The sequence below is a fragment of the Paenibacillus sp. RC67 genome, assembly GCF_030020805.1.
Lineage (GTDB): Bacteria > Bacillota > Bacilli > Paenibacillales > NBRC-103111 > Paenibacillus_S.
Genome location: NZ_CP125098.1, coordinates 6314112 through 6327900, shown reverse-complemented (window position 1 = coordinate 6327900; position 13789 = coordinate 6314112). Strand labels below are relative to the sequence as shown.

Below are 13789 nucleotides of genomic sequence, written 5' to 3'. Positions count from 1 at the left end.
ACCCTGCGAAGGATTATTCGCGGGGTCTTTTTTTTCGAGGCTAGGTGCTTGTTGTTCTATTCACTTACTATTCCATGGGAAATTGTTGTTTGTATATATGCCCCCTCCCGACCATATACTTAAAAAAGAGAAGTAAGGGAAGGAAGGAGTGAATAGGATGAAGCTGTTTGCCTTGACCTTGATGAAAACATCGGAAACATCCGTTCATAAGCTTTATGCGGCGGTGGATGATGCTGTCAGAACTGTATATAAAAATAACGTGGCAACACAAGTTCGCCAAGACCATACGTCCTTTGTCATTCATGCTGAAGGGATATACCCCCTTTTTCAATTGGATAAAAAAACCGATGAGCTGTATTCAAAGGTAGCTGAAGCGGTTTCTGAGTGGATTATTCAGGAAGAAGAAGGACGTTTAATCCGCGCCATGATATCCCGGGATTTCGATTACAAGCTGGAAGAGGATATTGCCTCTATTCTGAGCTATTGCCGTCCTGTCCAATCATCAGAAGATGATGTTGAGTCTTTTGAGCCTACCTTTGAACAGTCAGTTTCCCGGCGCAAACAAATGATTGCACAGGCAATCAGCACATTTTTGCAGGAATATACAGATTTAAATCTTCAGGGCTTTCTTAAATTCCGTCTGCAGGATTATATGGGTGAGCTTCGTGAAGTGGTCGAATATGCCATTGATGAGTTTTTGATGGATCAGCAGTATCAGGAGTTTATTTCGCTGTTGAAATATTTCGTATATATTCAAGAAGCTAAAATTCCGACAGCTCACTTGATACATAAAGGCGGCAACGAATTTACATTATTGAACGATCGGATGGAGCCTATTGACACGAGTCAGACTGACGCCACTTTAACCGTGGAAATGATCGAGAAGGACATCAACTTTGAAGATGTCATCGTCAGCACATTAATTTCCGTATCTCCGAGGCAAATTTGTATTCACACCAGAGATCCCGAGGTACAGGTCATCAAAACGATCACGCAAATTTTTGAGAATCGCGTTGAGCTCTGTGAGTATTGCAGATTATGCCATAATCTTGACCGATCGGCAGCTGCTGATTATAATAAGGGTTAAGGCAACAATCAAAGACAATAATGGTTGAAGTGCTGTGCAGAGAGAGGAGACTTGGCTGTAATCTCCTTCAGTGAACGACAATCATTTACCCCTTTGTAGCTGAGATATGGAACGCGACTTGCTGTAGCAGGCTATTCGTCAAGTATATATCTCCGATTCATTCTCGTTAAAGAATGCTTACGAGGATTCGCGGAACGAATTGCGAATCGAACTAGGGTGGAACCACGAGACCAAGCGCACTCGTCCCTTTTTGGGATGATGCGCTTTTTTGCTATTCATAGCTAAAAAAGGTTCAATATTACAGGAGGTCGAACAAAATGGCAGTAAAAGTTACTTTTCCAGACGGAGCGGTAAGAGAGTACGAGCAGGGAACGACTATTGAAGAAGTAGCGGGTTCCATCAGCTCCGGATTGAAGAAAAATGCAGTAGTGGGCAAATTGAACGGCAAAGCGGTGGATTTGAACACGGCTATCGATCAGGATGCAGCTTTGGAGATCATAACGTTAGATAGCGAAGCCGGTCTCGAAGTATACCGTCATAGTACGGCTCACTTGATGGCGCAAGCTCTTAAACGCATTTATGGAGACAAAGCGGTAAAGCTTGGTATCGGACCTGTGATCGAGGACGGTTTCTATTATGATATCGACTTGGAAACACCGGTAACTCCAGAGGATCTGGCCAAGATCGAGAAGGAAATGGAAAAAATCGCTCAGGAGAACCTGCCGATCCGACGCAGAGTGGTTGGCAGAGAAGAAGCTATCCGTATTTTTACGGAGTTAGAAGATCCATTGAAGCTGGAATTGATTCGTGATTTACCGGAAGATTCCGTGCTGACGATCTATGATCAAGGTGAATTTTTTGACTTGTGCCGTGGACCTCACTTACCATCTACTGGACGTATTAAAGCATTCAAGCTGTTAAGCGTAGCGGGTGCTTACTGGCGTGGAGATTCCAAAAATAAAATGCTTCAGCGTATTTACGGTACAGCATTCCCGAAAAAGGCTGAGTTGGACGAGCATCTTCATTTGCTTGAGGAAGCTAAGAAGCGTGACCACCGTAAATTGGGTAAAGAGCTTAAAATGTTCACCTTCTCCCGTGAAGTTGGACAAGGCTTGCCTCTGTGGCTGCCTCACGGTGCCAAAGTACGTCGTACGATGGAACGTTATATCGTAGATTTGGAAGAACGTCTTGGCTACCAACATGTCTATACGCCTGTTCTTGCCAATGTAGAGCTGTACAAAACGTCCGGACACTGGGAGCACTACCAAGAGGACATGTTCCCTAAAATGATTATGGACAATGAAGAGCTTGTTCTTCGTCCAATGAACTGCCCGCATCATATGATGGTGTACAAAAGCGACATGCGCAGCTACCGCGATCTGCCGATTCGTGTAGCCGAGCTTGGAACGATGCATCGTTACGAAATGTCTGGAGCCTTGACAGGCTTGCACCGTGTACGTGCTATGACATTGAACGATGCGCATATCTTCTGCCGACCGGACCAAATCAAAGAAGAGTTCGCGCGCGTCATCGGCTTGATTCGTCAAGTATATGAGGATTTTGGCATTAAGGATTACCGTTTCCGTCTGTCTTACCGTGATCCAGCGGATACTGAGAAATATTTCCCGGACGATAATATGTGGGAAATGTCCCAACGCATGCTGCGTGAGGTTGTAGAGGAGCTTGGCTTGCCGTTCTATGAAGCAGAAGGCGAAGCGGCATTCTATGGTCCTAAGCTGGACGTACAGATCAAAACAGCTCTGAAAAAAGAAGAAACGCTTTCTACAGCACAGCTCGACTTCCTTCTACCGGAACGTTTCCAATTGGAATACGTCGGCGAAGACGGACAGAAGCACCGTCCGGTCGTTATTCATCGCGGTATTATCTCGACTATGGAACGGATGACTGCTTTCTTGCTCGAAAACTTTGCGGGTAACCTTCCAACCTGGTTATCTCCTGTTCAAGCGAAAGTTATTCCAGTTTCAACTGCTTTCGAGAGCTATGCAAAAGAGGTTGAAGAGAAGCTCCAATTTGCCGGTATTCGTGTTGAATCTGACCTGCGTAATGAGAAGCTGGGTTACAAAATCCGTGAGGCGCAGCTTGAGAAAATCCCTTACATGCTGGTTGTTGGTGAGAATGAAATGAATAACAACAGCGTTTCCGTGCGTAAGCGCGGCGAAGGTGACTTGGGCGTACAAAGCCTGGATAGCGCAGCGGCTTTAATTAGCGAAGCTATTCGCACGAAGCAAATCGACTAAATTACCTACGGGCTACTTATTATTAGAGAACAATCCCTTTTCCTGGGGTTGTTCTTTTCTTTTGAAGACAGAGTCAAATGAACATTACATAGTGCTTGTTTGGATTTTTTGTATATTCCTAGTAGTAATTGGTTAGCCTCTTATAATAAGGGGAGGTTTTAAACCAAGTATGTTACCAAAAGCCGTAAGTCATGCGAAATGGATCTGTTTCATTGCCGTCCTGCTCGGATTGTTTTTGGCACTAGAACAAGAGCAGCAATCACTGGCGCAAAACGGTCCCGTCGAACACGGTCAATTCAAACAAGCTTTACCGGCGTTGTCCCAAAATGTACAGACAGCTGCACAACCACAGGCTGTGTCCCAGCAGGAGGAAAACGCTGCAAAAGAGACGAAGGCTGTTTCAGCAACAAAACAAAACACTACCGTTAACTATAACAAGAAGACCGACAAATATACCTTTTTGCCTAACTTGAAGAAGGACATATCCCACTATACGGCGGTGGAAGTGACTGCAACCGGTTATTACGCGGGGAAAGAATCGACAGGTAAAACGCCTGGTCATCCCGAGTATGGAGTCACTTTTTCCGGAATGAAGGTTCAGCGCGATAAAAACACATTCTCTACCATCGCTGCTGACCCGACCGTATTTCCACTTGGAACGGTTCTATGGATTCCAGGATACGGGTACGGTATCGTAGCGGATACAGGAAGTGCCATCAAAGGCAAACGGATCGATTTGTATTTCGAAACGAAAGATCAAGTGTATCGGGAATGGGGTAAAAAAACATTGAACGTATTTGTCGTCAAAAAAGGCGACGGCAAAATAACGAAGATGATTTGGAGCCAGCTCGAGAACGAAATATTGTTTTAAACTTCCAACATAAATGGGGTTCACCTTACTCATACTAATGGGTGTAAGGGGAGGTGAATGACACCATGGCTAAGAACAAAAACAAAAAGCAACAGAACGATACCGAATTTGCTCAAGAGGTAGTAGCTAAAAACGTTAAGCAAGCCGGACAAAACAATGCAAGTGAAGGTGCCAACGAAAACGCAAAATACTAATTAACGGTATGTGAGATATGATGCAAAAGAAGCGGACGCTGTATAGTGTCTGCTTCTTTTTTTGTTATGAATTGCTGGTAAAATTATGTGAATAACATTGATTCTAAATAGAAAATGGTTTATTCCTGACATGGATAACGAAATAGATGTTTTCAAAGCATATTTTTTAGTGTAGAATGAGTAATATACTGTGATAAAAGTTAACATGAGAAGATAGGGTGATGTCCCATGCGAGACGTTCTATTAATGGGGAGTTCAATACCAGTAACAAAAAGAAAAGCGGCGGAAGTGCTGCCTTTTTTAGAGGCTTATGTGGCTCGCAAGGAAGAACAGATCGCTGAAATTGAGCAGGTCATCGAGCGATACGAAAAGAAAAGGCTTATGGAGGAACGCAGCTATCGGGCTATGTCATCTTTTCGTCGAATGTTTGCCGGGAAAAAACCAGACCATCATCTGGCTGTAGAGTATATTCACTACGTTAAAAAGCCAATGGAGCAAATCCGACAGCTGCGTCTAGAGATTGAAAAGGCGAAGGCTGTGTTGAAAGAAACGGAACAATCCGATGATGTTGCGATCAGTGAGGAATTAGTTGAGGAGCTTGGCTTGTAGCTCGGATATCATCTGTATCATCTTTCCATTCCCACGTAATTTCAGCCTGTGGCTCCGATGCGTGTTGCTTCTATTTGAAGCGATGGCGACGGGGTTATTTTGTGTTTTTGGAGATACATAATCTTGACGGATGAAACTGGAATCGACTCAAGACTTTGCTTTACGACAAAAAAATCGTTATAATGGGTTCAGTCGGGCGGCTGCAGGGTTCAATATCATCTCTGAAATACAATCATGAATGGAGGGATTTGATGATGCGCCAAGTACTCATCATATTTTTTGCCGTAGCATTATTAGTATCAGGATGCACCACCAAACCAGCGGATCAGGCTGCTCAGCCGGATGCGTCCAAGCAACAACAGACACCATCTCCTAGTCCTTCAGCTTCACCCGATCCTAACGGAACGGATGCCGCTAAAGGGGATCAAACCAACACAACAAAGCCAACCGATCAGAACGCTAATAAAGCAACTCCTGCACCTGTGGAAGCGCCAAAAGGAGCAAAGGAGCAGCCGATTGTTACTTCGGATCAATATGGTAAAGTTGATTTTGGTATGACTTTCGATGAGGTGTCCAAAAATATGGGCCAAATGGGTAAGTTGATCAGTGAGTTTAAAGAAGAGGATGGCAGTAATCCAGTTGTAACTTACGAATACCAATTAAAAGACGGCGGTTCGGTTAAGGTTACCTTCCGTAACGGAAAAGTGACATCCAAATCCGACAGCACCGGTCCAAAAAAATAAGATGAAGGGCTGGCAGAAAGCAAATATGATTTGCTTCCTGCCAGCCCTTTTTGTATTTCTTGAGACCTTATGCAATACTAACTTTTCTTTAGTTGGTTCAATTCGATAAAGTCATGATCCTGGCTGTAAGCGGGAACACCGTGGATACCTACGTCGAGGCCAACAAGTTCTTCGTCGCGGCTGACACGAACCGGGACAAGCCGATTAATAAGCTTCAAAGATAACCATGTCAGCGCAAATCCCCATATGGAGACGATAACGAGCCCTAATGCTTGCACTCCAAGAAGACTCCATCCACCACCGTAGAACAAACCGCTATAGCTTTGACCTATACTCTCAGTTAATTCGGGTTTGGCGAACAATCCTACTGCGAGGGTGCCAATACTGCCGCTAACTCCGTGGACAGCAAAGGCTCCTACGGGATCATCCACTTTTTGGGAATCCAAATACTCCGTTGCAAATACCATGGCGATGCCGCTGACGGCACCGATGAAAATAGCTGCTCCATCACTTACGAACGCACAGCCGGCCGTAATACTGACCAACCCGGCTAAGGAACCGTTAATGACCATAGGAGGATCTGCTTTCCGATAACGGAATAAGGTGAACAGGATGCAGGTCGCACCTCCTGCAGCCGCGGCAAGCATGGTCGTTACTGCAATATGTCCGATAGAACCGTTTGTTGCGCTAAGGGTACTGCCGGAGTTAAAGCCGAACCAACCGAACCACAGGATGAATGCACCTACGGAGGCTAAAGGAAGATTGGAGGGAGGTACGATATTCGGTGTTCCATTTTCAGAGAATTTACCAATACGTGGACCGATGAACATGGCTGCAGCCAGTGCGGAGAACCCACCCATCGCATGAATGACGGCGGAGCCTGCAAAATCGATCATGCCGAGACTGCCTAGCCATCCACCGATGCTCCAAACCCAATGACCAGCGATAGGATAGATGAGGCCTGTCATAGCAATGGTGTACAGTATATAAGCGTGGAAGTGGATGCGTTCGGCGACAGCACCCGATACTATGGAGATGACCGCGATGACAAAGGCGCATTGGAATAGCCAGTACGTATCATTTGAGATAGAGAGCTTAATGTGTGTCAGGTCTCCTCCCATCATAAACCCGCTTGTTCCGATGAGCCCGAACGCATCCTTGCCATACATGAGACCGAATCCGATAAAATAAAAAATAAGCGCGCCAAATGTGATGTCCACAAATACTTTCATTATGATACTGACGGCATTTTTTTGCCGTACAAAGCCTGCTTCCAGAAGGGCGAATCCCCCTTCCATCAACAGGATCATCGCAGCTGTCAAGACGACCCAAATCGTATCCAACCCACTTGATAAAGCGGACAAATCCATATGTTCAACTCCCTTATAAGCAGCATTTTGGTCTTTCTACGCCAATCATTATACGGTTTTCATGATAGTTATGTCAACGAATGACGTAAGATAAAATGACATATAATGATGAATAATCGCTTTTATAAAGAAGAGGGATAAATTTCGGCTGCTCCGTTCATTCTATAACTAAAACATACATGGAGGATGGACGATGATTCCAGTGGATTCTGCCCTGGTAAACCGGGAAGAAGCGTACGATCAAATTCGCGATTATTTGCATGATCATCAATTTACTCTTGGCGGCAATTGGGAGTACGATCACGGTTATTTTGACCGTGCTTTGGATAATGACAATAAAGTGTGGCTTCGCATTCCTTTCGGCGTTACGCACGGAAGATTGGATGGGGATACGAATTCGACGGATGCTATTATTCGTATCGGCTCTCCATTTGTCTTGAAGCATTTATATAATGAAGGCTTGGATAAAGAGGCACAGGTTAACACATATGGAGCACTAGTTGACCAATTCCAGGAGCCGGTCGATAAAGATGCGCCTGTTGACGATGAGTGGGTCTCTAAAGCGAAGAGTATTTTGCGGGAAGTCGAAGCGAACTGGGCGACTCCGTAAAGCTAGTATGAGTAGGAACATTTAAATAAGAAGAGAAGTTGTCGAGGGCAACTTCTCTTCTTATTTAAACAGCCCAGCGAATATAACTTCTTTTGCCCTTTGCTCCAACGTCAAGCGTGTCCAGGCAAACTTTGCTTGCAAAGGAGCTAGGACAGACGCCCTCCACAAACGCTCAACGTCCCTCCAAGCACAAGCCCGTTCCCGCACTCATGCAAGCGTGTCCTGACGTTTTTTTGCTGATAAGCAAAGAACCGTCAGGACGAACGCGATCCACCCACTAACGTACCATCGAAGCCGCACGGCCCACTCCCACCACCGAGCTTGCGGGGTCCAGGGGCGCCAGCGCCCGGGGTCCCCCTTGAGAGCAGGGGGGATTGACTGGGTGATTGACCTCTCTTTTTAACTCCGATTCATTTAATTTTAAGGTTTCTTTAAGGTTACGAAGGCATTATATAGTCAAAGATAGCAAGTAGCACAAAGAACCTTAAAGCCTGAACGGAGGGTTTCTTCAATGGATGATAAAAAAAATTATGACGACTTCTTTCGCCGTCAAGACGGTGAAACTAACGATACTTCATCGCATGAGACAGAAAAATCAGAAGGAAATGAATCGCAGCAAGAAAAACCATCATACTATTATTCCTACGGGCCTTATAAATCTGCTATGGGAAATGAAGAAACGCCGAGCTCAACTACAGCAAGCTCAAGTGAAGGGGATACACGTGTTGAAATGACGCCTCCCAAACCGATTCGCTCTTTTTCGTACAATGGGCAGGAAGGTGGCGGAATGCCTCAAGACCCAATGAGAAACTGGCAGTATGAACCGAAGAAAAGAACCTCATCGTTCCGAAGTGCATTTATTTCTTTTTTAGCGGGAGCGGTAGTGATAGGCAGCTTGATGTTCGCTTCCGATAAAATGAACTGGTTTACCGGTTCCCAGGGAGTCATGGGCAGCAACGCATCTTCTGGAGCTTCCCAGTCTTCAAGCGGCAACGGAGCGGTCAAGCCTACTTCCCTTAGCTTAGGAAGACCAGATAATATCGCTCAAATCGCTGAGCAGTCCGGACCTGCAGTCGTTAAAATTGAGACTAAGGTGAAGGCGAAGGCAAGCAGCGGCAATTCCATTTTTGATGATCCTTTTTTCGCCAATTTTTCGGGGATGACAGCCGTTCTCAGCAAAAGCAAAAAAGCAAGGATACTGAACAATTGCAGCCTGGCGGAATGGGTACCGGATTTATTTTTGAAAAGTCCGGCTATATTTTAACGAATGAGCACGTTATTGACGGCGCTGATGAAATTTGGGTAACGGTTCAAGGGTACCAACAGCCATTTAAAGCACAGCTGCTTGGTAACAGCTATGATCTCGATTTGGCGGCTTTGAAAATTGATGCGACGGATGGCAAAGATTTTGCTTCCCTGCCGCTCGGTAAAGCAGAAGATACAAGTGTTGGTGACTGGGTAGTCGCTATCGGGAATCCATACGGATTTGACCATACAGTTACGGTAGGAGTATTGAGTGCCAAAGAACGTCCAATCTCCATTCCGGATACGCAAGGAACTCGCGAATACAAGCATTTGCTGCAGACGGATGCTTCCATTAACCCTGGTAACTCCGGCGGCCCGCTGTTGAACTTGAACGGTGAAGTTATTGGAATCAATACAGCGGTTAGTGCACAAGCTCAGGGTATCGGGTTTGCTATTCCGACAAGTACGATTTCCAGTGTATTGGATAACTTGAAAAACAACGTTAAAATTCCAAAAGAACCGTCTCCATATATCGGAGTAGCTATGTCTCCTATCGATAAGGACTGGGTTTCCGAACTTAAGCTTGAAAATACAGACGGAGCCATTATCTCGGATGTCGTAAGAAAAAGTCCTGCTTTTAAAGCCGGATTGAGACCGTATGATGTCATCGTAGAAGTGAATGGTGCCAAAGTAAAAACGACTCAAGAAGTGCAAGATAAAATCAAAGCGTTGAAGGTCAATGATAAAGTGACGCTCGGCGTTATGCGCGATGGCAAGAAAGAAAATGTGACTGTCATCATCGGCGACAAAAACGCGGAACAATAATAGATACAGAAAAGGGTTAGAACAAAAGAAAGAAGTAGAGCGAAGCCTAGTCTGTTGCTCTGCTTCTTTTTGTATCTAGAACATATATTTTGTTACAATAGGATGAAGGTGGTGCTGAGATGAGAGAAAAGATTTTGGTTATAGATGATGATGAAAAAATTACATCGATGCTTCGGAGATCCTTAGCCTTTGAAGGCTATACCGTATTCACGGCTAATCATGGTATGGATGGATTGAAACAAATATTGGAGCACGATCCGGATGCCGTTATATTGGATGTTATGATGCCGCAGCTGGATGGCTGGGAGGTTGTCAGACGTATTCGTGAGGGTGGGGCAACAGTACCGGTCCTCATGCTAACGGCCAAAGACGAGATAGCAGATCGGGTGAAAGGTCTGGATAGTGGGGCGGACGACTATTTGGTCAAGCCTTTTGCATTGGAGGAGCTCCTTGCACGTATTCGTGTGCTTCTGCGCAGAAAGACAGCTGACAAATCAGAGCAGGCGACAAATCGTTTGCAATACCAGGATGTATTCATGGATTTGGATACGCGTGAAGTGTTCCGCGGTGGGCAGTTGGTTGAGTTGACGACTAAAGAATTCGAGCTGCTGCATTTATTTATGCAAAATCCGAAGAGGGTGCTTTCCAGAGACCTGATTATGGAAAAAATATGGGGATATGACTACAGCGGCGAGTCCAACGTGCTTGAGGTTTACATCGCGCTGCTGCGACAAAAAACGGAGGAGCATGGGCATAAACGGATGATCCAAACCGTTCGTGGCGCCGGATATGTACTGAGAGGAGAGGGATGACGTGAGCATACGTCTTCGTCTGACTTTATGGTATACGGGCATTTTGTCGGTCACCGTACTATTGTTCGGCTTTGGCTTGTACGGATTGCTCTACTATAATAACTATACTTCATATAAAGATAACTTGATCAATCAGACGGAGGATGTCTACACGCGTATTCAGCCTCGAATGGTGGTTACTTTGGGCGGCGGTGTCAGCTGGGATTTCTTTATGCCTCAAGGTCGCGAACTGCTTAAAAATTCGACGACATTTTACCAGCTAAACAACTATTTAAATGGTAAATCCGATCAATCGGCAAATTTGAAGGAACTTAATATGTCATTGCCGGATCTGAGTGATAAACAGCGGCAAGTCTTAGTGGATGATGGGAAGCTGTTCCAAAAGGTGAAAATCGAAAACATGGATTTCATGGTATATAGCCTTCCGATCCCGGCCTTGAAGAATGGTCAACAGCAGCTTGCAGGTGTTTTTCAAGCGGCGGTATATACGGCTGATTTCGAAAAGCTGTTCTCGTTGCTGCGTTTAATCCTCATTTTCGCTTCGGCTGTAACGATTCTTTTGGCGGCTTCCGTCGGTTGGTTCATGGCACGCAAGGCGCTTAAGCCTATCGATCAGGTTATCGATGCCGCGAATCAGATTGAGAAGGGCGCGGATTTGGGGAACCGGATCAACTACGATGGCCCGGAGGATGAGATTGGGCGTTTGACGAATACAATCAATGGCATGCTGGGACGGCTGCAGACAACCTATTCTGATCTGGAGGAAGCTTACCGGAAACAGCGGCGCTTTGTATCTGATGCTTCCCATGAGCTGCGAACACCGCTGACGACCATCCGCGGGAATGTCGATTTGCTTGAAAAAATGTGGAAGCGAACAGCTGCCAATGGTACGGCTGAAGAAAGAGAGCAGCTAGAGCTATCCCTTGAAGCGATGCATGATATTGCCGGTGAATCGGAGAGAATGACACGTTTGGTGAATGACCTTCTGGCTCTCGCACGTGCGGATGCGGGCTTTGTAATGGAAAAATCGGACATTGAATTAAAGCCGGTTGTTGAGCAGGTTATTCGCAAAGCTCAGATGCTTCCAAGAGCGGTTGAATGGGTAGCCGGTGACTTAACAGCGCTTGAGGGAGTTTACGTTAACGGGAATAAAGACTACTTGCAGCAGCTGATTTTTATTTTCGTAGAAAATGCTTTTAAATATACCGAGAGCGGAGCGGTCAGATTGGATGCTCAAATCATGAATGATCAGATTGGAGTGCGGATCGAGGATACAGGCATCGGTATGGATAAAGAAGAGGTTCCGTTAATCTTCGAACGCTTCTACCGAGCAGACCCTTCAAGAGGGCAAACCGCAGGAACAGGTCTGGGATTATCCATTGCCAAGTGGATCATAGACGAGCATCAAGGCTCCATTGAGGTTACCACTCGCAAAGGAGAGGGGAGTACGTTTATCATTTGGCTGCCCTTGGTTCGGATATCGACAACATTCGAGTATAGGCATTCCCTAGAGACGGGGAATCAGGTATAATGAACTAGAAGGGCAGGTGCAGTGATGGATGTAATGAAAATCACTCCGAGAGGCTACTGCTACGGAGTTGTGGATGCTATGGCGTTAGCCATGCAAACGGCAAAAAATCTGAATCTGCCGAGACCTATATTTATTTTAGGCATGATCGTGCATAATTCCCACGTAACGGATTATTTTGATAAAGAAGGCGTTATAACTTTGGACGGTCCAAACCGTCTTGAAATATTGCGGCAGGTGGAGAAAGGCACCGTTATATTTACGGCTCACGGTGTATCGCCTGAGGTTCGTCAGCTTGCAAGGGAGAAAGGTCTCACAGTTGTCGACGCAACTTGTCCCGATGTGACCAAGACGCATGACCTGATCAAGGAAAAAACAGCTGAAGGCTATCATGTTATTTATATAGGCAAGAAAGGGCATCCTGAACCCGAAGGAGCCATTGGCGTTGCCCCGGATAAGGTTCACCTGATAGAAAAGCTTGACGAAATCGACCGGTTGTCATTTGATGCTTCTGCTAAGGTTATTATCACGAATCAGACGACAATGAGCCAATGGGATATCAAACACATTATGAATGGCTTGTTGGAGAAATTCCCTAAGGCTGAAATTCATAACGAAATATGTTTGGCTACTCAGGTTCGCCAGGAAGCAGTAGCCGAGCAAGCCAAAGATGTCGATCTGGTGCTAGTGGTGGGAGACCCGCGAAGCAACAATTCGAATCGTTTAGCACAGGTATCTGAAGAAATTGCAGGAGTTAAAGCGTACCGTATTGGAGATATTACGGAGATCAAGCGAGAATGGTTGGAGCCTGTAAGACGCGTTGGGGTTACCTCAGGTGCGTCTACGCCGACACCGATTACTAAAGAGGTCATAAACTATTTAGAACAGCTTGATCCACAAAATGAATCATCATGGGAAATCAAGCGAACGATTAATATGAGCAAATTGATTCCATCGGTGAAGCAAAAGGCCAGTATTGAATAACATAACGTTAGGATGAAGGGAAATGCAGCTGAAGAAGAAGGCAAAAAGCAAAAAACCTTTTCAATTCCGGAATATTAAACGTTGGTTTAAGTTGAAGTACTTGCTGCTTACTCGGGCTAAAGGAGGACCCGGTATGGTAGCCGCCGGTTTCTCCGTTGGCTTAGCGATAGAGATGTTTACGCTGCCCACCGTTGGATTGGCCTTTTTCTTAATCTTCCCGTTAGTCTATTTGTTCCGCGGCAGCATGGCTGCGGCATTGATCGGTTTTGTATTCGGAAAGATTATTTATATTCCGATGACGTACTTTCATATGAAAATTGGCGGTTTACTATTGCCGCGCGGTACCAGACAGTTTCTGGCGCAGCATTTGCCGGATTGGATGGATACATTTATACGTTCCAATCTGAAGCTGTTCATCGGCGGTGTGGTCGTTGGTATTATTTTAGGTCTTCTTGTTTATTATCCGATTCGCTGGGGACTAGAAATGTACCATTCCAGAAGAAAAGAAAGACGTAAACAAAGAAAAGCTCAATTAATGATAAGCTCTGAGTCAACGCACTAAGAGGAATTTATAAGTTCCTCTCTTGACGAGGAGCTTATTCTCGTTGTATAGTTACTTTAGTGATTAAAAGCTTAAAAGCGTATAAGCGTTG

Annotated in this window: 12 protein-coding genes and 1 pseudogene; 12 read left to right on the top strand and 1 reads right to left on the bottom strand. The window is 45.3% G+C overall.

Annotation, left to right across the window (positions count from 1 at the left end; translation table 11 throughout):
• The first annotated feature begins 157 nt into the window (after window positions 1–157).
• From ytxC to QMA13_RS28650, 6 genes are all read left to right on the top strand, one after another.
• On the top strand, window positions 158–1087 hold the full coding sequence (ytxC, locus tag QMA13_RS28675) for a putative sporulation protein YtxC (RefSeq protein ID WP_282937080.1): 930 nt from the start codon (window positions 158–160) through the stop codon (window positions 1085–1087).
• Between the two features lie 317 nt (window positions 1088–1404).
• On the top strand, window positions 1405–3345 hold the full coding sequence (gene thrS / locus QMA13_RS28670; protein ID WP_282937079.1) for a threonine--tRNA ligase: 1941 nt from the start codon (window positions 1405–1407) through the stop codon (window positions 3343–3345).
• Between the two features lie 169 nt (window positions 3346–3514).
• The gene (locus tag QMA13_RS28665; RefSeq protein WP_282937078.1) at window positions 3515–4216 is read left to right on the top strand and encodes a 3D domain-containing protein; all 702 of its coding nucleotides are present in this window, start codon (window positions 3515–3517) and stop codon (window positions 4214–4216) included.
• A gap of 65 nt (window positions 4217–4281) precedes the next feature.
• On the top strand, window positions 4282–4410 hold the full coding sequence (locus QMA13_RS28660) for a hypothetical protein (protein WP_282937077.1): 129 nt from the start codon (window positions 4282–4284) through the stop codon (window positions 4408–4410).
• A gap of 246 nt (window positions 4411–4656) precedes the next feature.
• Complete coding sequence (locus QMA13_RS28655; RefSeq protein ID WP_282937076.1) at window positions 4657–5019, top strand: hypothetical protein; 363 nt, start codon at window positions 4657–4659, stop codon at window positions 5017–5019.
• A gap of 251 nt (window positions 5020–5270) precedes the next feature.
• Entirely contained in the window at window positions 5271–5762 is a 492-nt protein-coding gene (locus QMA13_RS28650; RefSeq protein WP_282937075.1) for a hypothetical protein, read from the top strand.
• A 77-nt stretch (window positions 5763–5839) separates the two neighbouring features.
• On the opposite strand, the gene QMA13_RS28645 is transcribed toward QMA13_RS28650, so the two are convergent.
• Window positions 5840–7132 carry an ammonium transporter gene (locus QMA13_RS28645; RefSeq protein ID WP_282937074.1) on the bottom strand — a complete coding sequence of 431 codons (1293 nt, stop codon included), beginning with the start codon at window positions 7130–7132 and terminating at the stop codon, window positions 5840–5842.
• 193 nt (window positions 7133–7325) lie between these two features.
• On the opposite strand from QMA13_RS28645, the gene QMA13_RS28640 reads away from it, so the two are divergent.
• The 6 genes and pseudogenes from QMA13_RS28640 to QMA13_RS28615 all read left to right on the top strand — a co-directional run bounded on the left by QMA13_RS28640 (window position 7326) and on the right by QMA13_RS28615 (window position 13698).
• Window positions 7326–7742: a YugN-like family protein gene (locus tag QMA13_RS28640; RefSeq protein WP_282937073.1), complete on the top strand. Its 417-nt coding sequence runs from the start codon at window positions 7326–7328 to the stop codon at window positions 7740–7742.
• Between the two features lie 511 nt (window positions 7743–8253).
• Window positions 8254–9812 (top strand): annotated as a pseudogene (locus QMA13_RS28635) (S1C family serine protease).
• A 119-nt stretch (window positions 9813–9931) separates the two neighbouring features.
• The gene (locus QMA13_RS28630; RefSeq protein WP_028551160.1) at window positions 9932–10624 is read left to right on the top strand and encodes a response regulator transcription factor; all 693 of its coding nucleotides are present in this window, start codon (window positions 9932–9934) and stop codon (window positions 10622–10624) included.
• A gap of 1 nt (window position 10625) precedes the next feature.
• Window positions 10626–12155: a sensor histidine kinase gene (locus tag QMA13_RS28625; RefSeq protein WP_282937072.1), complete on the top strand. Its 1530-nt coding sequence runs from the start codon at window positions 10626–10628 to the stop codon at window positions 12153–12155.
• Between the two features lie 24 nt (window positions 12156–12179).
• Window positions 12180–13136 carry a 4-hydroxy-3-methylbut-2-enyl diphosphate reductase gene (locus tag QMA13_RS28620; protein ID WP_282937071.1) on the top strand — a complete coding sequence of 319 codons (957 nt, stop codon included), beginning with the start codon at window positions 12180–12182 and terminating at the stop codon, window positions 13134–13136.
• A gap of 22 nt (window positions 13137–13158) precedes the next feature.
• Window positions 13159–13698 (top strand): DUF2062 domain-containing protein, encoded by a 540-nt coding sequence (locus QMA13_RS28615; RefSeq protein ID WP_282937070.1) that lies wholly within the window; start codon window positions 13159–13161, stop codon window positions 13696–13698.
• The last annotated feature ends 91 nt before the right edge of the window (window positions 13699–13789 follow it).

Excerpts from the sequence above, each read along its gene's own strand:
- ytxC (WP_282937080.1), top strand. The coding sequence starts at position 158 with ATGAAGCTGTTTGCCTTGACCTTGATGAAAACATCGGAAACATCCGTT.
- thrS (WP_282937079.1), top strand. The coding sequence starts at position 1,405 with ATGGCAGTAAAAGTTACTTTTCCAGACGGAGCGGTAAGAGAGTACGAG.
- QMA13_RS28665 (WP_282937078.1), top strand. The coding sequence starts at position 3,515 with ATGTTACCAAAAGCCGTAAGTCATGCGAAATGGATCTGTTTCATTGCC.
- QMA13_RS28660 (WP_282937077.1), top strand. The coding sequence starts at position 4,282 with ATGGCTAAGAACAAAAACAAAAAGCAACAGAACGATACCGAATTTGCT.
- QMA13_RS28655 (WP_282937076.1), top strand. The coding sequence starts at position 4,657 with ATGGGGAGTTCAATACCAGTAACAAAAAGAAAAGCGGCGGAAGTGCTG.
- QMA13_RS28650 (WP_282937075.1), top strand. The coding sequence starts at position 5,271 with ATGATGCGCCAAGTACTCATCATATTTTTTGCCGTAGCATTATTAGTA.
- QMA13_RS28645 (WP_282937074.1), bottom strand. The coding sequence starts at position 7,132 with ATGGATTTGTCCGCTTTATCAAGTGGGTTGGATACGATTTGGGTCGTC.
- QMA13_RS28640 (WP_282937073.1), top strand. The coding sequence starts at position 7,326 with ATGATTCCAGTGGATTCTGCCCTGGTAAACCGGGAAGAAGCGTACGAT.
- QMA13_RS28630 (WP_028551160.1), top strand. The coding sequence starts at position 9,932 with ATGAGAGAAAAGATTTTGGTTATAGATGATGATGAAAAAATTACATCG.
- QMA13_RS28620 (WP_282937071.1), top strand. The coding sequence starts at position 12,180 with ATGGATGTAATGAAAATCACTCCGAGAGGCTACTGCTACGGAGTTGTG.
- QMA13_RS28615 (WP_282937070.1), top strand. The coding sequence starts at position 13,159 with ATGCAGCTGAAGAAGAAGGCAAAAAGCAAAAAACCTTTTCAATTCCGG.